Genomic DNA, 18,964 nt, shown 5'->3' with positions numbered 1-18,964 from the left:
GGGATGCGAAGGAGCGCGGACGAGGGGGACGACCGGGAGGCCGCCCGCCTGCTGGCGCCGCTGCGGGCGGCCGGGGACGGCGACCTGCCCGGCGAGGGGGCCGGCGGGGTGGACGTGGCCCGGGCGATCGCCTCCGGGCGGCGCAGGGCGCGGGCGCGGCGGGCCGCGGCGGCGGCCGGGGCGGTGTGCGCGGTGGCGCTGGTTGTGGTGGCGGCGGCGCTGCTCGGGCGGATGGTGTCCGGGGCGCAGCCGCGCCCGGCCGGGCCCGGGGACGGCGGGTTCGACGTGCTGCGGCAGGAGTTCGCGGTGTCGCCGGCCGCCGGGCTCGCCGTGGACTCCTACGAGACGGGCCGCTGGTCGCAGCGGATCCGCCTGGCGGCGCCCGGCGGCGGGCCCGCGGCCGTGGTGACGATGCACGCGCCGGGCAGGCTGCCCGCCCCGGCCGGCGCCTCGGTGCGGGCGGCGCCCGACGTGGCCGGGCACCGGGCCCGCTGGCTGGCCCCGGCCGCGGCCGGGGAGGTGCGGCTGGCCTGGGAGTGGCGCGGCGGCGCGTGGGGCGTGCTGGCGCTCACGGGCGGGGACCGGGAGCTGGCGCGCGCGGTGGCCGGGGACGTGGCGCACCGGCCGGAGGCGCGGGTGGAGGTGCCGTTCACCGTCGAGCCGTCCCTGCCGGGCCGGTTCGGCCGCCCGGTCGGCACGGTCACCTCCTACGGGGCGGCGGGCGGCGCCCAGGGCGTGGCGGTGCGCTACGGCCTCCGGGACGGCGGCGGCGGGTGGGTGGCGGTGGGCGTGGCGGAGCCCGCGGGCAAGGTGGCCGCCACCGCCACCCGGTGGGTGCGCCCGGCCGGGGACGGCAGGGCGGTGTACGCGGAGGCCAGCGACGAGGGGACGCTGCTGCGGGCCGGCGGCGGGGACGGGCTGCGGGCGCTGGCGGAGGCGGTGGCCCTGCCGGGCGCGTCGCCGTCCTCGGGCTCCCGGTCGCCGTCGGGATCATGGTCGCCGTCGGGCTCCCGGTCGCCGTCCGGATCGTGGTCGCCGTCCGCGCCGGAGTCGTCCGGCTCGCCGGACCCGTCCGCGTCGCTGGGGGAGTCCGGCTCGCCGGCGTCCCCTTCCACCTCCACCTCGCGGTCGCCGTCCGGCTCGCAGGTCCCGTCCGCCTCCGGCTCGGCGGACGCCGACGGCGCCCGGGGCGGCGGGCGGGCCCTCGCCGCGGGCGCGCCGCCGCCCCCGTCCTGATCAGGCGCCGCCGTCCGGCTCCGGGGTCGCCGCGGGCAGCAGCGGCGCCAGCCGCCGCACCACCGGGGTCAGCACGGTGTTGAGCGCCGTGGCGCCCGCCACCGAGCCGACCGCGATGCCCCAGCCGACCGGGCCGAGCGGGGTGCAGCCGAAGAACTGGCTGAGCCCGGGCGTCTGGATGATCCCGGCCAGGGCGGCGGCCGAGCCCACACTGGCGATGAGCACGTTGCGGTCCAGACCGCCGGTGGTGAGGGTCTGCGCCAACTGCGTGCCGACCAGCGCCGCGAGCGACACGGTGCTCGCCCGCCGCGACCTGCCGGTCAGCCGCGCCGCGCCCCAGGCAAGGGAGGCGCCCGAGGTGGTGACGGCGGCGCGCAGCAGCAGCTCGGTGGTCAGGGCGTTGCCCAGGGAGCGGTCCGGGCCCTCCTGGAGCAGCCGCTCCCCCGCCTCCGTGGTGGGCTCGCGGGTGGCGATGGCCAGCGCGGGCGCGAGGTCGGTGAGCAGGTTGACCAGCATGATCTGCCGGGCGTTCAGCGGCGAGGTGCCGGTGAGCGCGGCGGCCAGCACGCTGAAGGAGACCTCGCCCAGGTTGCCGCCGACCAGGATGGCCAGCGCCGCCCGCACGGAGGTCCACATGGCGCGGCCCTCCATGAGCGCGGAGATGATGGTCTCCAGGCGGTCGTCGGTGACGACGAGGTCGGCGGCGGCGGTGGCGGCAGGGGTGCCGCGCCTGCCGAGGGCGATCCCGACGTCGGCGAGCCGGATCGCGGGGGCGTCGTTGGCGCCGTCGCCGGTCATCGCCACCACCCGGCCGAGCCGCTGGTACGCCTGCACGATGCGGACCTTGTGGTGCGGGCTGCACCGGGCGATGACGTCCACCTCGGGCAGGACCTTCTCCAGCTCCTCCTCGCTCATCCGGTCCAGGTCGGCGCCGGTGCACACCTTGTGGTGCTGCTCGTCGTTGATGGTGGCGGCGATGGCGTCGGCGGTGGCGGGGTGGTCGCCGGTGAGCATGATCGTCTGCACTCCGGCCTCCCGCAGCCGGGCGATCGCCGGGGCCGCGCTGTCGCGCACCGGGTCGGACAGGGCGACGAAGCCGAGGAAGGTCAGCCCGTCCACGGAGTCGTCGTCGAGCCGCTCCCCCTCCTCCATGGCGCGCTCGGCGACGGCCAGCACCCGCCGCCCGGCGCCCGCGAGCTCGTCCGCGGTGGCGGCCAGCGCCTTCCGGCCCGCCTTGTCCAGCTCGCGGCGCTCGCCGCCGTCCATGCGGGTGCGGCAGCGGGCGAGCACGTTCTCCGGGGCGCCCTTGACGCTGAGCAGGACGCCGCGGGAGGAGCTGCCCACGGTGGCGTGGTAGGCGCGGGACGGCTCGAACGGCAGGGAGTCCACCCGCTTCCACGTCCCGGCGCCCCGGCGCACCCCGACGCGGGCGCGGCGGGCCCCGGCGACGACGGCGCGGTCGGTGTGGTGCTCCATCGGCTCGGAGTCGCGGTCGGGCGGGGTGGCGCGCAGCGCGGCGGCCAGCACGGCGCGGCCGCGGTCGTCGAGCTCGTCCACGGGGATGTCGCGCTCCCCGTCGTGCACGGAGGTGAGCCGCAGGTCGCCCTCGGTGAGGGTGCCGGTCTTGTCGAAGCACAGCACGTCGGCGCGGCCCAGCGCCTCGATGGTGCGGGGGTTGCGCACCAGCGCGCCGTGCTCGGCCAGCCGCCGGGACGCGGCCAACTGGGCGGCGTTGACCACGAACGGCAGCCCCTCGGGGACGGAGGCCACGGCGAGGTTCACCGCGGAGGACAGGGTGTCGGCCAGGCGGTGCCCGCGCAGCAGTCCCGAGCCGATGACGGCCGCGGCCGAGCCGATGGCGACCGGCAGGCTGGTGCGGGTCAGCGAGTTCAGCCGGGCCTCGGCGCCCACCGACGGCGCGGCCTGGCGGGCGGTGGCCAGGCCGCGGCCGACCTCGGTGTCGGGGCCGGTGGCCACCACCACGGCGACGGTGTCGCCCGCGGCCACGGTGGTGCCCTCGTACAGCATCGAGGTGCGGTCGGCGACCTGGGCGGCGACCACGGGCGCCGGGTCCTTGGCGACGGGCAGGGACTCGCCGGTCAGCGAGGACTCGTCCACCTCCAGGCCGTTGGCCTCCAGCACCCGGCAGTCGGCGGGCACCACCTCACCGCCGCGCAGCAGCACGATGTCGCCGGGCACCAGGTCGCCCGCGGGCACCACGCGCTCCTCACCGTCGCGGCGCACCCGGGCGCCGATCGCGGAGCGGGCGAACAGCTCGGCCAGGGCGCGCTCGGTGCGCACCCGCTGCACGCCGCCGACCAGCGCGGAGGTGCCGGTGATCGCGGCGACCATGCCGGCGTCGGTGCGCGAGCCCACCGCGGCGGCCAGCGCCGCGCCCGCGGCGAGCACCGGGGTGAGCGGGTTGGCCAGCTCCTCCACGAACGCGGCGGCCAGGCCGATCCGCTCCGGCCCCTCGTCCGTGCCGGCGTGGGCGGCCCGCTCGGCCGCCTCCTTCTCGCTGAGGCCCTCGGTCGCGGTGCGCAGCCGCTCCAGCACCCGGTCGGCCGGGATCAGGTGCCAGGGCGCGGCCCGCTCGTGGGTCTCGGCGGGCCGGGAGAGCAGTTGCCTGGCCCGCCACAGGCCCAGGGCGAACGCGAAGGACGCCGCGGTGTTGGTGGCGGCGGCGCCGCGTCCGGTGGCCTGGGCGGGCGGGGCCTGGACCGCGGCGATGGCACCGACGCCGCTGCCGCCCGCGGCCAGCATGGTGGCGTCCCGGTCCACCCGGGCCGCCACCCCGACCGCGTCCACGATCAGCCGCACGGCCTCCAGGTCGGAGCCGACCAGCAGGTGGGCGCCCCAGGCGGGCGGCTCGCCGTCGCGGTGCAGCCCGACGCCGCAGTCCGCGGCGCCCAGGCCCCTGCGGTTGCCGGACACCAGCAGCACCACGGCGCCGTCGGCCTGGAGTTCGCGCACCGACGCGACCAGGCGGCCGCCGGTGGGCACCACCGCGTCGGCGAAGTCGAAGGCGGGTTCGGGCGCGTCGCTGGCCAGGACCACGCGGATCCCGGCGCGGCGGGCGGCGGCGGCGACCGCGTCGGCGCCGGGCAGGGTCTGCACGGCCAGGCCCGCCACGCCGTGCAGCCGGTCGCCCTTGGCGATGCCCAGCACGGCCGCGCACCCGGAGCCGCGCAGCCGCTCGGCGGCCCGCCGGCCCGCGGAGCCGTTGAGCCCCAGCCGGTCCAGCGGGCCGACGGCCCAGCCGTCGTCGTCGCGCGCCACCTGGTCCGGCCGGGACCCGTCGAACAGGGAGAACAGCCGCTCCGCGGTGCGCCCGGGGTCGGCGCGGCCGACCAGCTCCAAGTCGGCGGGCTCCAGGCGGTCGCTGCGCAGCGCGTCCTCGTCCAGCACCAGGGTGTTCATCTGCCCGAGCCGGCGCAGCACCCCGCGGTCCATGGCGACGGTGCCGCGCAGCGCCAGATAGCGGCCCAGCGCCGTGGCGAAGCCCTCCCGCCCGGCCTCCGGCGCCTTCGGCACGCTCGCCAGGGCGGTGGCCAGTCCGCGGCGCGGGCCCACGAACGGGACGGCCGCCGCGCCCACCAGCGCGCCGACCCCCATGGCCTTCTCGGCGTACTCCTCCGCCGAGTCCTTCGGCGCGGGCCCCGGGCGCTCCACGACCAGCAGTTCGGCGGCCGCGTCCTCGGCGGAGCGGATCAGCCGCGGCTCGGCCTCGTCCCACGCCTGCCGGTGCGCCTCCGCCTCACGCCACTGGGCGACGCGCTCCGCCACGTCGAGCACGATGCCGCCGCTGCGGGTGGCCGCGCCCTGGGCGAGCGCGGTGACCACGGGCAGCAGCGACTCGGCGTGCTCGGGCCCCTGGAGGCTCCTGGTGGCCAGGCCGCGCAGCTTGGGGTGGTGCTGGAGGGCGCCGATGACGGCCGGCACCTCGGCGGGCAGCGGCGCCCACGGGGAGATCCTGCCGAGGGTGCTCATGCCCAGGCCCACCAGGTCGGCGGCGAGGCCGGAGACGGACTGCCGGGTCTTGGGGCCCTCGCACGGGTGGTGCGGCTCGGCGCAGAACTCCCCCGGGTCCGGCTCGTCCTCCTCGACGATCTCGCGGGACTCGGCCCGCTCCACCAGCGCGACCAGCTCCTCCACGGGCGGGGGCGGGGACGCCAGGGCGACGACGACCCGCGCCGAAGGGCCGTTGACGCGCGCCCACAGCACACCGGGGTGCCCCTCCAGGACCCGCTCCACGCGCCGCACGATCCGCTCCGCGCCCGGCCCGTGCAGCCCGTTGACCGCGATGTGGCACCGCCCCGGGCGGGACCACACAGCACGCGGCCCCACCCCCACCAGACGCCCGGCGAGCCCCGCCGCTCCCCGCACGCCCGCGGTCACCCCGCCGTACAGCGCACCCAGGCCCGGCGTCGGCACCCGAAGCCCCGGCAACAACGACATCTAGCGGCCCTCCCGCCCCGTGTTTCAAGGTCCTCGTGGCACGGCTCCCCGGACGCGGCCGCGCGGCCGCCGGGTGGGGAGCCTGCTGCACGTGTAACCCGAAGGCGGCATTTCACACCTGCGGGCCGTCCGTACCTGCGCAAACGGGTCGTTACCCGGCGGCGGCCCGGCACCGGGGGCACCCGCGGGCTTTTGTCCCGACCAGCGGAGAGCTGTAATCGGATGCACACGCCCTTTCCGCGCGCGAGCGCGGGGGCACACCGAGCCGATCCGGGGGGAGACAGGTGGTGAAGACCTGCGGGGAGCGGCCGTGCCCGGGCACGGCCCCGGGGCGGGACCCGCACCAGGAGGACACCGAACCGGAGGGCGACCGGCGGGCGCGGTGGCAGCGCCTGCTGGCGACGCTGCCGGTGCCGCTGGTGGTGCGCAGCGCCCCGTCGCGGTCCTTCCCGGTCGAGGCGGTGCACGCCGAGTTCGGGGCCGTGCAGATCCTGTCGGTGGCGGCGGCCTCGTGCGAGGTGCGGCGCCCGGCCGACCGCGGCGACCCGCCGGGCCGGGAGTTCCTCGTCCTCAAGGCGGTGCTGCACGGGCGGCACACCTTCGTCCGGGACCGGTACGAGAGCCGGCTGCGCCCGCTGGAGCTGGCGGTGTACGACGTGTCGCGGCCGTTCCGGGCGACGTCGTACGCCGAGTGCGGCGCCCTGCGGCACCTGACCGTGCTGTTCCCCCGCGACCTGCTGCCGCTGTCCCGGCGGCAGGTGGAGCGGGTCACCGGCACCCCGCTGCCGGGCGGCGGCGGGATCGGGGCGCTGCTGATGGGGATGCTCAACCGGCTGGTGGCGGACGCGGGGCGGGACGAGTACGGGCCGCGGGAGGCGGCGCGGCTGGGCAACGTGGTCCTCGACCTGCTCGCCTCGCTGCTGTCCCACCAACTGGAGGCGCCCGCCGCGCTGCCGCGCGAGGCCGTGGAGCCCACCCTGATGGCGCGGATCCGGGCGTACGTGGACGAGCACCTGGACGACCCGGAGCTGACGCCCGCGGCGATCGCGGCGGCGCACCACGTCTCCACGCGCACCCTGCACCGGCTCTTCCACGACCAGGAGTGGACGGTGTCGGGCTGGATCCGCCAGCGCCGGCTGGAGCGCTGCCGCCAGGACCTGGCGGACCCGCGGCTGGGCGAGGAGCCGATCCACTCCATCGCGGCGCACTGGGGGTTCTTCAACCCGGCGCACTTCAGCCGGGTCTTCCGGGGGGCGTTCGGGGCGAGCCCGCAGGAGTTCCGCGCCAGGCGCCGGGACGCGGGGCACGCCGGGGCGGACGACCGGCCTCCCGCCCGCCGCTGGGGCGAGGGGTGGGAGGGCCGGTCGTAGCCTGCCGCGGCGGCGCGGTCCGCGTCCGCCCGGGCGGGGTCGCCCGGGCGGTCGCCGGCCGTGCCGCCGGGCCGGGTCCGGCTCAGCGGGCGGGTGTCACCGGAAGGTGGCGGCGGCCCACCGGTCGAGCTCCTGCTTCGCGGCGGCCCGCACCTCGGCGGTCGGCGCCGCGGTGCCGTCCGCGACCAGCGCGTAGTGCACCGCGCCCGCGCCCGCGGGGGCGGTGAGCAGCAGGCGGTCGGCGTCCGTGCCGCCCGGCTCGGGGGCCGTCGCCACGGCCTGGCCGCCGGTGTAGGCGGGCAGGCCGGTCACGGTGGCGAGGTCGGAGACCACCGTGGTGCGGGCGGGGTCGAAGGAGCGGGGCAGGTGCAGCTCGGTGGGGGCGCCCGCGGTGTCGGCCGCGCGCCACACCAGCACGCCGTACTGCCCGGAGCCGACCAGCTTGGCGACGTTCGGCAGGGTGGACGGCACCCGGTTCCAGGTCATGGTGGTGCCGCCGTCGCGGGAGCGGTCCTCGTAGGTGAAGGCGAGGGTGCGCCCGGCGACCGCGGACGGGTAGAGGCGGTCGATCAGGCGTGCGTCCTGGCGCAGCTCGGGGGCGCCGGAGTCGTTCAGCCGGACGGAGGAGAAGTCCTCGCCGTTCCAGGCGTCGGCCTCGGTGAGCACCTTCTCCGGGTTGCCGTTCATCAGCTCGTGGTGGCGGCCGCTGTAGATGTCCCACTGCCACTGGGTGGCGGACAGCACCGGGCCGGACCCGGCCGCCTGCTCCCACCACCGCGCGCCGGGCAGCCGGGAGTCCAGCGCCTGGTACATGGCCTTGCCGACGCTGGGCGCCTTGTCGGAGGTGTAGCCGGTCAGGGGGTGGCCGAACTCGGTGAGCACGCTCGCCGTGCGCAGGGTCGCGGCGCGCTCGCGCAGCTTCTCGAAGTCGGCAGCGTACTGGCCGTCGCCCGCCTTGCCGGGCATCAGGACGCCGGACTGGGCCTTCTGGTCGTAGAAGTGGGCGTTGAAGACGTAGTCGGGGCCGAGGTCGCGCTCGTCGAGGAAGCCGCCCTCCTGCCGGAGCAGGTCGATGTTGCCGTTCCAGAACACGTTGGGCTCGGCGTACATCGGCTTGTCCTGCCAGCCGGCGCGGTCCATGCGCGCGCGCAGTCGCTCGTAGAAGGGGAACAGCAGGTCCCGCTCCCAGGTGCGGCTGTTCTGCCCCTCGGTGAACTCGCCCGCGTAGGGCTCGTTGACGTCCAGGCCGACGACGCCGGAGAACTGGCCGGCCGTCAGGTTCTGCCGCAGGTGGGCCATGGTCTTCTCGGCGGTGGCCAGGAAGGCGTCCTGGACGCCGACGGGCCCGGCGGAGGTGTTCAGCACCCGGTTGCGCCAGAAGTCCCGCTTGGCCTGCTTGACGGCCTGGTTCTGGGTCATGTTCTGGCCCCAGTGCACACAGGCGCCGCAGTCCTCCCGCGGGTAGCCGGCCGCGTCCACGGCCCACTTCGGCGCGCCGTCGCCGGTGTACCAACTGTCCTTGTGGAAGAGGTGGCGGGAGTACAGGTCCTGGTGGAAGTCGGGCAGCACCCGGAACCCGGCGTCGAGGAACACCCGCATCTGGTCGGTGACCTTCCGCAGGTACTCGCCGTCCGGTTGTCCCGGCGCGGGCTCCGCGTAGGCCCAGGAGAGCAGGAACCGCACGGTGTTCGCCCCGCCGAGTTCGCGCAGCGCCTCGGCGGACAGGCGGGCGTCGGCGGTGGAGGCGAACGGCAACCCCTTGTTCTCGTCCAGCTTCACCTCGCCGGAGACGTTGAACCCGCGCAGGACGACCTCGCGGCCGTGCCCGTCGGTGAACCTGTCGCCGGTCACGTTGGCCTCTGCCGCCGCCGGGCCGTCGAACCACAGCGGCGCGGACGCCGCGGGTGCCGCCGGCGCCCCCCACAGGGTGAGGGAGGCGAGGAGGCCGAGCACCACCGCGGGCACCGCGGAGGCGGACACACGTCCTCTCGAGATCGTCATGGGCATTACGGTCACCCAGGACTGACGGCCGGTCAATACCGCCCGGTAACCCCCGCGGGGGCCGCAACGGCGGCCGGGCGCGCCGGGGCGGGCCGCTCACCGGGCGGGCACCGCGCCGCCCTCCTCCGCCCCGCGCGGCCGGGGCAGCGCCGCGCCGCGGGGCGGGGCCGTGGTGCCGCGCACCACCAGCTTCGGGTCGAGCACCAGCTCCCTGGGGGCCCGCCCCGGCTCCTCCAGGCGCTCGACGGCGGTCCGCACCGCCAGCTCCGCGGTGCGCTGCGCGTCCTGGCGGACCGTGCTCAGGTCGATGTGCGCCAGGTGCGCGATGTGGTTGTCGTCGTAGCCGACCACCGAGACGTCGCCGGGCACGTCCACGCCGCGCCGGTTGAGGGCGTCGAGCAGCCCCACCGCGCAGCGGTCGTTGCCGGCCAGGACGGCGGTGGGCAGCGGGCCGGACTCCAGCAGGGCCCGCGCCGCCCCGACCCCGCAGTCCTCGGTCTGGTCGCCGGGCAGCACCCGGGTGAAGTCGGCCAGCCCGTGGCCGCGCATCGCCCTGCGGTAGGCGCGGCGGCGCTCCGCCGAGCCCGCGCCGTCGCCGCCGTCCACGTGCGCGATGTCCCGGTGGCCGAGCGCCACCAGGAGGTCGATGGCCTGGCGCACGCCCTTGGCCTCGGCGGTGTGCACGGTGTCCAGGCCGGCGCCGGGCAGCCTGCGGCCGACCACCACCACGGGGGTGCGCCCGCCGAGTTCGGCCAGGTGGCGGGCGGGGGCGGTCGGGCCGAGCAGGACCAGCGCCTCGCAGCGGTGGCCGAGCAGCGCGTCCACGGCCTTGCGCTCGTCCCTGGTGGGGGCGCTGGCGCTGAGCAGCAGGTCGTAGCCGAGCCGCTCGGCGACCGGGTACATGCCCTCGACCAGGTCCGCGTGGAAGGGGTTGCGCACGGTCAGCATCACGCCGAGGACCCGGCTGCGGCTGCTGGCCAGGACGCGGGCGACGCTGTCGGGCCGGTAGCCCAGCTCCTCCGCGGCCCGCAGCACCTTCCGCCTGGTCTCGCGGCTGGCGCCGGGCTGACCGCGCATCACGATCGACACCAGGGCCCGCGAGACGCCGACGCGGGCGGCCACGTCCGCCATGGTGGGCCGGCGGCCGCGCCCCGCGGCGTCGGCGGGCCCCCTCTCCCCGCCCTGTCCCGGGTCACGCTCGTACACAGGCCCTCCAGCGTCTGTTCATACGCTATTGACATCCGTTGTGACCTACAGCACAGTACCGGGCACTAGAGCGCGCTAGCAGAGCGCTCTAGCCTTCCGGCCAACAGGCATGCCGCCCAAACCCACACAAGCATGTACATACAGTCGTGGACAGATAGGCGTCAGAAGATGCACCGAGGCAACAGAACCCGCCGTGCCACCGCCCTCGCCGCGCTCGTCGCCGCCGGGGCCCTGCTCGCCGCGGGATGCAGCAGCGACGGCGGCAAGAAGGCCCAGGAGCGCACGGACTCCGAGGCCGGCGGCAAGGTCGCGGACACCCCCCGGATGGAGGTGGCGATGGTCACGCACGCCGCCCCGGGTGACACCTTCTGGGACATGGTCCGCAGCGGCGGCGAGGCCGCGGCCAGGAAGGACAACATCAAGCTCGTCTACTCCAGCAGCCCCAACGCCAACGACCAGGCCAACCTCGTGCAGAACGCCGTCGACCAGAAGGTGGACGCCATCGTGGTGACCGCGTCCAAGCCGGACGCGATGAAGCCGGTGGTCGCCAAGGCGCGCGAGGCGGGCATCCCGGTGATCGGCGTCAACGCGGGCCTGGACCAGTGGCAGGAACTGGGCATGCTGGAGTTCTTCGGGCAGGACGAGACCATCGCGGGCGAGAAGTTCGGCGAGAAGCTCAACGAGGTCGGCGCCAAGCACGCGGTCTGCGTGATCCACGAGCAGGGCAGCGTGGCGCTCGAGGCGCGCTGCGCGGGCCTGAAGAAGACCTTCCGGGGCGAGACGGAGAACCTGTACGTCAACGGCGCCGACATGCCGTCAGTGAAGTCCACGGTCAACGCCAAGCTCAAGCAGGCCTCCGGCATCGACTACGTGGTCACCCTCGGCGCCCCGTTCGCGCTGGCCTCCGTGGACGCGGTGGACGACGCGGGCAGCGACGCGAAGGTGGCGACGTTCGACACCAACAAGCAGTTGGTCGGCGCGATCGAGTCCGGCGAGGTGCAGTTCGCCGTCGACCAGCAGCCCTGGCTCCAGGGGTACCTGGCGGTGGACGCGGCGTGGCTGTTCGAGACCAACGGCAACTACAGCGGCGGCGGCGCCCAGCCGGTGCTGACGGGCCCCGCGTTCATCACCAAGGACAACATCGGCGAGATCGCGGAGTTCGCCGAGAAGGGCACCCGGTGACCGCATGAGCAACGCCACCGTCCCCGCGGTGACCCCGCCCTCCGCACCCCCCGCCGACAAGGCCGGCACGGACGCCCGGCGTTCGCTGCTGCGCGCCTTCCTCGGCCGGCCGGAGGTCGGCTCGCTCGTCGGCGCCGTGCTCGTCTTCGCGTTCTTCTTCGTGGTGGCCGAGCCGTTCCGCGGCACCAACTCGCTGGCCAACGTGCTGTACGCCAGCTCGACCATCGGGATCATGGCGGTGGCCGTGTCCCTGCTGATGATCGGCGGCGAGTTCGACCTGTCGGCCGGTGTCGCGGTGACCACCTCCGCGCTCACCGCCTCGATGTTCGCCTTCGAGATGACCGCCAACGTGTGGCTCGGGGTCGTGGTGGCCCTGGCGCTGGCCCTGGGCGTCGGCGCCGCCAACGGCTATCTGCTGGTGCGCACCGGGCTGCCCAGCTTCCTGATCACGCTGGCGTCGTTCCTGATGCTCCAGGGCCTGAACCTGGCCGTCACCAAGATCCTCACCGACAGCGTGTCCAGCGAGGACATCTCGGACATGGACGGGTTCGACTCGGCGAAGAAGGTCTTCGCCTCGGAGATCGGCGTCGGCGACGTGGACTTCAAGATCACCATCCTGTGGTGGCTGCTGTTCGTGGCCGTGGCCACCTGGGTGCTGCTGCGCACCACGTTCGGCAACTGGATCTTCGCCGTGGGCGGCTCGGCCGAGAGCGCCCGCGCGGTGGGCGTGCCGGTGCGGCGCACCAAGATCGCCCTGTTCATGATCGTGGGCTTCTGCGCCTGGTTCACCGGCATGCACCTGCTGTTCTCGCTGAACACCGTGCAGTCCGGCGAGGGCGTCGGCAACGAGTTCCTGTACATCATCGCGGCGGTCATCGGCGGCTGCCTGCTCACCGGCGGGTACGGTTCGGCGGTGGGCTCGGCGATCGGCGCCTTCATCTTCGGGATGACGACGCAGGGCATCGTGTACGCGGACTGGAACCCCGACTGGTTCAAGTTCTTCCTCGGTGCCACGCTGCTGCTCGCCACCCTCGTCAACGCGTGGGTCCGCCGCCAGGCGACCCGGAGGTAGGAGCATGACCGCGACAACCGAAACGTCCGACAACCGGCCCCCGGGGCCGCCCGGCGGGGACGCGCCCGTGGTGGAGCTCGCCGGTGTGGGCAAGAGCTACGGCCATGTGCGGGCGCTGAGCGGGATCAGCCTGTCCGTGCGCCGCGGCTCGGTGACCTGCGTGCTGGGCGACAACGGCGCGGGCAAGTCCACCCTGATCAAGATCATCTCCGGGTTGCACGGCCACGACGAGGGCGAGTACCGGGTAGACGGCGAGCCGGTGCGCCTCGGCTCCCCGCGCGAGGCGCTGGACCGCGGCATCGCCACGGTCTACCAGGACCTGGCGGTGGTGCCGCTGATGCCGGTGTGGCGCAACTTCTTCCTCGGCTCCGAGGTCAGCAAGGGCGTCTGGCCGCTGCGCCGCCTGGACATCGACTTCATGAAGCGGACCGCCGACAAGGCGCTGCGGGACATGGGCATCCACCTGCCCAGCATGGAGCAGCCCATCGGCACCCTCTCCGGCGGCCAGCGGCAGTGCGTGGCCATCGCCCGGGCGGTCCACTTCGGGGCGCGGGTGCTGATCCTGGACGAGCCGACGGCGGCGCTCGGCGTCAAGCAGTCCGGGGTGGTGCTCAAGCACATCGCCGCCGCCCGGGACGCGGGCCTGGCCGTGGTGTTCATCACGCACAACCCGCACCACGCGTTCCTGGTGGGCGACCACTTCGTGGTGCTCAACCGCGGCGAGACGGAGCTGGACGCGGCCCGGGGCGAGGTCACCCTCGACGACCTGACCCTGCACATGGCCGGCGGGGCCGAGCTGGACGCGCTCCGCCACGAGCTGGAGCGCCTGGGCGGCCCGGTGCCCGACGACCCCGAGGGCGGGCCCGGCTCCTCCTGAACCGCGCTCCCGCCTCCCCGCCCCCCCCGCGGCGGCGCCCTCCCGGCGAGGGGCCGCCACGGGGGGCGGTTCGCGTCGGGGGCGGCCCGGCCCCGGTGCGCGGCGCGCCGGGCGGGCCCGCGGGTGCCCGCGCGCCCCTACTCCCCCGCCCCGTCCCGTCGCCCCTCGCGGGCCTCCACCAGCACCCCAAGGCCGTCCAGAACGCGGCGCAGGCCGAAGGTGTAGGCGTGGTCGGGGTCGTACGCCGCCTGGTGGGCCTGGCCCGCGGCGGCGCCCACCCGGGCCGCCGTGGGGTACCGCTCCGGGTCGAAGACCCGCTCCAGCAGCGGCGCGTTCGCCTCCCACCACTCCTCGTCGCTCACCCCGGTCGCCTGCCGGGACGCCTTCGCGTCGGCGTCCGCGCGGGCGCAGGAGGCGACGAAGCCGAGCAGGAAGGCCAGCGCGTCGTCGCGCTCCACGTCGTCCAGGCCCAGGCCGTCGAACGCGCGCAGCTCGTACTCGTACTTCTCCAGGGTGCCCGGGCCCAGCGGCGGCCGGGTGACCGAGGCGACCGAGGCCAGCCACGGGTGCCGGGCGTACAGCGCGCGGTTGTCGTCGGCGACGGCCTCCAGGCGGGCCCGCCAGTGGTCCTCCCGGGGCCGGGTGCGCGGCATCCCCCCGTAGAGCGTGTCGAGCATGACGTCGAGCAGCTCGGCCTTGCCCGGCACGTACGTGTACAGGGACATGGCGGTCACCCCGAGCTCCTCGGCGACCCGGCGCATGGTCAGCGCCGCGAGCCCCTCGGCGTCGGCGACGGCGAGCGCCGCCCGCACGATCCCGTCCACCGTGAGCTTGGGCTTGGGGCCGCGCCGCGGCGGCTCCCCGGTCCGCCACAGCAGCTCCATGCTGCGCCTGGGGTCCCCGCCCCCGCTGTACTCCGTCGCCACTGCCTCTCCTCGCCCGTCTCGGTCGCGCTCCGCCCACTGTGCCGTACCGCGCCGCCGCCCGCGGGCGGGGGTGGCGCCGCCGTCCGCGGAACGGACTCGCGCAGAAACTCTTTACGGTGTACGGTATTACTCGCCAGCAACTCTGTACACCGTAAATAGTTTGGAGAGTGATGGGCTCGACCGACCACGCGGTCCTCGCCGAAGGGCTGCGCAAGCGGTACGGCGACCACGAGGCCCTGCGGGGCTTCGACCTGGCCGTGCCCCCGGGCACGGTGCACGGCCTGCTCGGGGCGAACGGCGCCGGCAAGACCACCGCGGTGCGGATCCTCGCCACCCTGCTGCGGCCCGACGGCGGGCGCGCCGAGGTCGCCGGGCACGACATCGCCCGCGAACCGCGCCTCGTGCGCCACCGGATCGGCCTGGTGGGCCAGCACACGGCGGTGGACGAGGTGCTCAGCGGACGGCAGAACCTGGAGCTGTTCGCCCGCCTGCACCACCTGCCGGGGCCGGACGCCGTGCGCCGCGCCGCCGAGCTGCTGGAGCGGTTCGACCTGGCCGGCACCGGCGACAAGCCGGTCGCCCGGTACTCGGGCGGCATGCGGCGCCGCCTGGACCTCGCCGCCGGGATGATCCTCGCCCCGTCCGTGCTCTTCCTCGACGAGCCCACCACCGGGCTCGACCCGAGGAGCCGCAACGAGGTCTGGGAGGCCGTGCGCTCGCTGGCCGGGGCGGGCACCACCGTGCTGCTCACCACCCAGTACCTGGACGAGGCCGACCAGCTCGCCGACCGGATCTCCGTCGTCGAGTCCGGCCGGGTGATCACCGAGGGCACCCCGGACCGGCTGAAGTCCCTGATCGGCGGCGACCGGATCACCGTCGTCCTGCGGGACGCGGCCGACCTGCCTGCGGCGGCCGGCCTGGTCCGCGCGGCGGCGGGCGCCGAGCCCGAGACCGACCCGGACCTGCGCAGCGTCAGCGCCCCGGTCCGGGACCGGGTGGGCGCGCTGACCGAACTGGTCCGCGCCCTGCACGACCGGGGCGTCGCGGTGGAGGACATCGCGCTGCGCCGCCCCACCCTCGACGAGGTGTTCCTGCGCCTGACCGGCCAGGACCGGCGGAAGGAAGGCAGCCCCGCGTGACCCTCCAGCAGATCCCTTCCCCCGCGGCCGGGGCCGCCCGGCTGCGCTGGGCGGTCGTGGACACCGTGACCCTCACCCGCCGCGAACTCGCCCACTGGGCGCGCACACCGGGGCAGATCGCCATCACCCTGCTGTTCCCGATCATGATGGTGCTGATGTTCGGGTACCTCTTCGGCGGCAGCATGTCCGTCCCCGGAGGGGGCGACTACCGGGAGTTCCTGCTCCCCGGCATGTTCGCGATGACCATGCTGTTCGGCGTGGAGACCACGTTCGCGGCGATGGCGAACGACGCCTCCAAGGGCGTCACCGACCGGTTCCGCTCCATGCCGATGGCCGACTCCGCCGTGGTCGGCGGCCGGGCCGCGGCCGACATGCTCAACTCCCTGCTCGGCCTGACCGCGATGGCGCTGTGCGGGCTCGCGGTCGGCTGGCGGTGGCACGAGGGCGCCGGCCGGGCGCTGGCCGCGTTCGGGCTGCTCCTGCTGCTGCGGTTCGCGCTGCTGTGGGTCGGGGTGTACCTCGGCCTGGTGATGCGCAACCCCGAGGCGCTGGTGGCGGTGCAGATCCTGGTGTGGCCGGTCGGGTTCCTGTCCAACGCGTTCACCGCCGCCGACGACATGCCCGCCTGGCTGGGCGCGGTCGCCGAGTGGAACCCGATGTCGTCCACGGTGGCGGCCGCCCGCGAGCTGTTCGGCAACCCCGGCGCGGGCGGTGACTCCTGGATCGCCGCTCACGCCGTGGAGATGGCCCTGGTCTGGCCCGCCCTGCTGGTCGCGGTGTTCTTCCCGCTGTCCGTGCGCCGCTACCGCGACCTGGACCGCTGACCCGCCCCGCCCCGGGCGGCCCGGGCGCCGGAGTGCGCCGGGCCGCCCGGGGTAGCCCCTCGCACAGGAGCCGTGCGAAGGGAGAGCAGGCATGCCGGAACCGGACGACGCCGGGTACGAGCGGATCCGCCGGGAGGTGGCCGCGCGCGCGGACCGCCTGTGGGAGGTCGCCCTCGACCTGCACCGCAACCCGGAGCTCGCCTACCGGGAGGAACACGCCGCGGCGCTGCTGACCGGGGAGCTGGAGACCGCCGGGTTCGCGGTGGAGCGGGGGACCGCGGGGCTGCCCACCGCGTTCACCGCGCGGGCGGGCCGGGGCGGGCGGCCGTGCGTGGCGCTGCTGCTGGAGTACGACGCGCTGCCGGAACTCGGCCACGCCTGCGGGCACAACCTGATCGCCGCGGCCTCGCTCGGCGCCGCCCTGGCCGTGCGCGCCGCGCTGGACGCGGGCGGGTTCGACGGCACGCTGCTGGCCGTCGGCACCCCCGCGGAGGAGGGCGGCGGCGGCAAGGTCGCGCTGGCGGAGGCCGGCGTCTTCGACGGCGCGGACGCGGCGCTGATGTTCCACCCGGGCGTGCACGACTGGTCGTGGGCGCCGCTGACCGCGCAGGTGCAGATCCGGGTGGCCTTCCACGGGCGCTCCGCGCACCCGACCGGCAACCCGACCGAGGGCGTGGACGCGCTGGCCGCGCTGGTGCAGCTCTTCACCACGCTGAACGTGCTGCACCGGCGGCTGCCGCCCGGCTCGCACATCCAGGGCATCGTCACCGACGGCGGGAAGGCGACCAACATCGTCCCCGACCGCGCCGAGGGCCTGTTCGGGGTGCGGGCGGCCACCACGGCGGCCCGCGAGCGACTGGTGGCGGAGCTGACGGCCGCCGCCGAGGGCACCGCGCGCGCCACCGGCACCAGGGCGGAGGTCACCCGGGCCACCGCGGGCTACCGCCACTTCCGCGGCAACGAGGTGCTGGCCGGCCTGTTCGCCCGCCACCTGGACCGGGCGGGCATCCGGGTGACCGAGCCCGAGCCCGGCGTGTTCCTCGGCTCCTCCGACATCGGCGACGTCAGCGCCCGGGTCCCGGCGATCCACCCGTTCGTGGCCATCGCCGACCCGGACGGGTCCGACCACACCCCCGAGTTCGCGCGGGCCGCGGCGGGCGAGCGGGGCCGGCGGGCCATGCTGGCGTCGGCGCAGGCGCTGGCGTGCACGGCCGCCGACGTGCTGCTGTGCCCGGATACCACGGCGCGGGCGTGGGCGTGCCTGCGGGAGCAGGAGGCGGCGGGACGCTGAGGGCGTCCGGCCGGGCGCGCCCGGTCCGGTGTCCCGCGCCCGCTCCGGCTCCCGCCCCGGCGGGGCGACCGGCGGCGGGCCGCGCGCCGCTAACACCCGCCCGGCGACCGGCACCGCGTCCGGCGCCCTCGGCACGCCGCAGCCGGACCCCGGGGCCGGGGCTCCGCCCCTCCCCGCCCGCGGCACCCGCGCACGGGCCCCCACTTGACGTGGAGTGCACTCCAGCAGCGAGGGTCCTCGCATGACGGCGAACACACCGGCCGGTGCCACCACCGGCACGACGGCGGACGACCGGGGCGAGCGCGGCGAGGCGGTGCCCTTCGCGCTGGGCGCCATGGAATTCGGCACCCGGGTGGACGAGGCGGACTCCATGCGGCTGCTCGACCGCTTCGTGGACGGCGGGGGCACCTGGATCGACACCGCGAACTGCTACGCGTTCTGGCACGACCCCAGCGGCTTCGGCGGCCAGAGCGAGGCCGTGATCGGGCGGTGGCTGGCCGCCAGGCCCGGCATGCGGGACCGGGTGCGGATCAGCACCAAGGTGCGGCACCAGCCCACCGTCGCCGGGCGGTGGCCCGAGTCGGCCGAGGGCCTGTCCGCGCCGGTGATCCGCGACGCCCTGCGGGAGAGCCTGCGGCGGCTGCGCACGGACCGGGTGGACCTGTACTGGGCGCACGCCGAGGACCGCTCGGTGCCGCTGGAGGAGACCGTGGGCGCGTTCGGCGAGCTCGCGGCGTCCGGTCTCGCGCTGCGCCTGGGGGCGTCCAACCACATGGCCTGGCGGGTGGAGCGGGCCCGCCGCGTCGCCCGCGACCTGGGCGTGCCCGGCTGGACCGCGCTCCAGTTGCGGCACTCCTACCTGCGGCCGCGGCCCGGCGCCGCGCTGCCCGAGGGGGGCCACCAGCAGGTCACCGAGGAGAGCCTGGACTTCGCCCGCGCCGAGGGCCTGGACCTGTGGGTGTACAGCCCGCTGCTGATGGGGGTCTACAGCGGGCGCGCGGACCGGCCGCTTCCGGAGCACTACGAGCACCCCGGCACCACCCGGCGGCTGGCCGCGCTGGCCGAGGTGGCCGCGGAGACGGGGGCGGCGCCCGGCCAGGTGGTGCTGGCCTGGCTGACCGGGCAGGGGATCCGCCCCATCGTGGGGCTGACCAGGCCGGAGCACTTGGACGAGGCGCTGGGCGCGGCCGGACTCGTCCTCACCGACGACCAGCGGCGGCGCTTGGACGAGCCCGCCTGACCCCGGCGCCCGGAGCCGGACCTCCCGCGCCCGCCGCCCGGCGGGCGCCGGGGTCCGGCCGTACGCGCCCCTGCCGTTCCCCTCCCCCGCGCACCGGTCCTGTGATAGTTCTACCTCATCCATTACGGACAGTGACCGGCGC

General features: G+C 76.0%; 13 protein-coding genes. 9 read left to right on the top strand and 4 right to left on the bottom strand.

Annotation, left to right across the window (positions count from 1 at the left end; translation table 11 throughout):
* The first annotated feature begins 3 nt into the window (after positions 1-3).
* The gene (locus tag ACYVO2_RS25615) at positions 4-1,236 is read left to right on the top strand and encodes a hypothetical protein (protein ID WP_461010340.1); all 1,233 of its coding nucleotides are present in this window, start codon (positions 4-6) and stop codon (positions 1,234-1,236) included.
* Here ACYVO2_RS25615 and ACYVO2_RS25610 read toward each other — a convergent pair whose 3' ends face one another.
* Positions 1,237-5,694 carry a cation-translocating P-type ATPase gene (locus tag ACYVO2_RS25610; RefSeq protein ID WP_461010339.1) on the bottom strand — a complete coding sequence of 1,486 codons (4,458 nt, stop codon included), beginning with the start codon at positions 5,692-5,694 and terminating at the stop codon, positions 1,237-1,239.
* A gap of 284 nt (positions 5,695-5,978) precedes the next feature.
* Between ACYVO2_RS25610 and ACYVO2_RS25605 the strand changes: the two genes are divergently transcribed.
* The gene (locus ACYVO2_RS25605; RefSeq protein WP_461010338.1) at positions 5,979-7,064 is read left to right on the top strand and encodes a helix-turn-helix domain-containing protein; all 1,086 of its coding nucleotides are present in this window, start codon (positions 5,979-5,981) and stop codon (positions 7,062-7,064) included.
* A gap of 96 nt (positions 7,065-7,160) precedes the next feature.
* Here ACYVO2_RS25605 and ACYVO2_RS25600 read toward each other — a convergent pair whose 3' ends face one another.
* Positions 7,161-9,065 (bottom strand): endoglycosylceramidase, encoded by a 1,905-nt coding sequence (locus ACYVO2_RS25600; RefSeq protein ID WP_461010337.1) that lies wholly within the window; start codon positions 9,063-9,065, stop codon positions 7,161-7,163.
* Between the two features lie 96 nt (positions 9,066-9,161).
* A complete protein-coding gene (locus ACYVO2_RS25595; protein ID WP_461010398.1) occupies positions 9,162-10,196 on the bottom strand; it encodes a LacI family DNA-binding transcriptional regulator in 1,035 nt (344 codons plus the stop codon).
* Between the two features lie 243 nt (positions 10,197-10,439).
* On the opposite strand from ACYVO2_RS25595, the gene ACYVO2_RS25590 reads away from it, so the two are divergent.
* From ACYVO2_RS25590 to ACYVO2_RS25580, 3 genes are read left to right on the top strand one after another with little or no spacing between them, the layout of a single operon-like run.
* Positions 10,440-11,453: a substrate-binding domain-containing protein gene (locus ACYVO2_RS25590; protein WP_461010336.1), complete on the top strand. Its 1,014-nt coding sequence runs from the start codon at positions 10,440-10,442 to the stop codon at positions 11,451-11,453.
* 4 nt (positions 11,454-11,457) lie between these two features.
* Positions 11,458-12,525 carry an ABC transporter permease gene (locus ACYVO2_RS25585; RefSeq protein ID WP_461010335.1) on the top strand — a complete coding sequence of 356 codons (1,068 nt, stop codon included), beginning with the start codon at positions 11,458-11,460 and terminating at the stop codon, positions 12,523-12,525.
* 4 nt (positions 12,526-12,529) lie between these two features.
* On the top strand, positions 12,530-13,402 hold the full coding sequence (locus ACYVO2_RS25580; protein WP_461010334.1) for an ATP-binding cassette domain-containing protein: 873 nt from the start codon (positions 12,530-12,532) through the stop codon (positions 13,400-13,402).
* A 137-nt stretch (positions 13,403-13,539) separates the two neighbouring features.
* Here ACYVO2_RS25580 and ACYVO2_RS25575 read toward each other — a convergent pair whose 3' ends face one another.
* Positions 13,540-14,328 carry a TetR/AcrR family transcriptional regulator gene (locus tag ACYVO2_RS25575; RefSeq protein ID WP_461010333.1) on the bottom strand — a complete coding sequence of 263 codons (789 nt, stop codon included), beginning with the start codon at positions 14,326-14,328 and terminating at the stop codon, positions 13,540-13,542.
* Between the two features lie 170 nt (positions 14,329-14,498).
* Between ACYVO2_RS25575 and ACYVO2_RS25570 the strand changes: the two genes are divergently transcribed.
* The 4 genes from ACYVO2_RS25570 (at position 14,499) to ACYVO2_RS25555 (ending at position 18,822) form a co-directional block, all read left to right on the top strand.
* Complete coding sequence (locus tag ACYVO2_RS25570; protein ID WP_461010332.1) at positions 14,499-15,467, top strand: ATP-binding cassette domain-containing protein; 969 nt, start codon at positions 14,499-14,501, stop codon at positions 15,465-15,467.
* On the top strand, positions 15,464-16,291 hold the full coding sequence (locus ACYVO2_RS25565; RefSeq protein ID WP_461010331.1) for an ABC transporter permease: 828 nt from the start codon (positions 15,464-15,466) through the stop codon (positions 16,289-16,291). The genes ACYVO2_RS25570 and ACYVO2_RS25565 overlap by 4 nt, the downstream gene beginning before the upstream one ends.
* 91 nt (positions 16,292-16,382) lie before the next feature.
* A complete protein-coding gene (locus ACYVO2_RS25560; protein WP_461010330.1) occupies positions 16,383-17,582 on the top strand; it encodes an amidohydrolase in 1,200 nt (399 codons plus the stop codon).
* A 334-nt stretch (positions 17,583-17,916) separates the two neighbouring features.
* Positions 17,917-18,822 (top strand): aldo/keto reductase, encoded by a 906-nt coding sequence (locus ACYVO2_RS25555; protein WP_461010397.1) that lies wholly within the window; start codon positions 17,917-17,919, stop codon positions 18,820-18,822.
* Positions 18,823-18,964: the final 142 nt, after the last annotated feature.

The sequence above is a fragment of the Streptomyces capparidis genome (genome assembly GCF_054782095.1).
The sequence above is the reverse complement of the archived record's forward strand: the minus strand, read 5'-3'. Positions and strand labels throughout refer to the sequence as shown.